Here is a 305-nt window from a genome sequence, read left to right as displayed (position 1 = left end):
ATTAAGGTAGGTGACTCGCCGGCGGCGAGTGTTCGGTTGCTTCGTGACTTCACTTGCCGCACTTGCAGTCGGTGCAGGAGCAGCTGGTGCCGCACTTGCAGCCGCCGTTCTCCTCGCCGGCGGCGACCTCCTCGAAGTGGCTCTTCTCGGCTTCAACTATGACGACGCCATAGCTGGTACCTTTCTTCACGCACTGGCTCTTGTCAGCACAGTCGCAGTTGCCGCACTTGTCCGACATGGTCGAAGATTTAATTAGCTAAGTGAGTGATGAGTTAATCCCTTGTGTTGCTTATGCTTTCTTGTGC

The 305-nt window shown here is 55.4% G+C and carries 1 protein-coding gene; it reads right to left on the bottom strand.

Annotated elements, in window-relative coordinates:
• Nucleotides 1-49: 49 nt before the first annotated feature.
• Nucleotides 50-190 (bottom strand): hypothetical protein, encoded by a 141-nt coding sequence (locus tag L9G74_RS24015; RefSeq protein WP_171951672.1) that lies wholly within the window; start codon nucleotides 188-190, stop codon nucleotides 50-52.
• Nucleotides 191-305: the final 115 nt, after the last annotated feature.

The sequence above is a fragment of the Shewanella electrica genome (assembly GCF_022321485.1).
In the GTDB taxonomy this organism is placed as follows: Bacteria; Pseudomonadota; Gammaproteobacteria; order Enterobacterales; family Shewanellaceae; genus Shewanella; species Shewanella electrica.
This window is presented reverse-complemented; position numbering and strand designations above follow the sequence as displayed.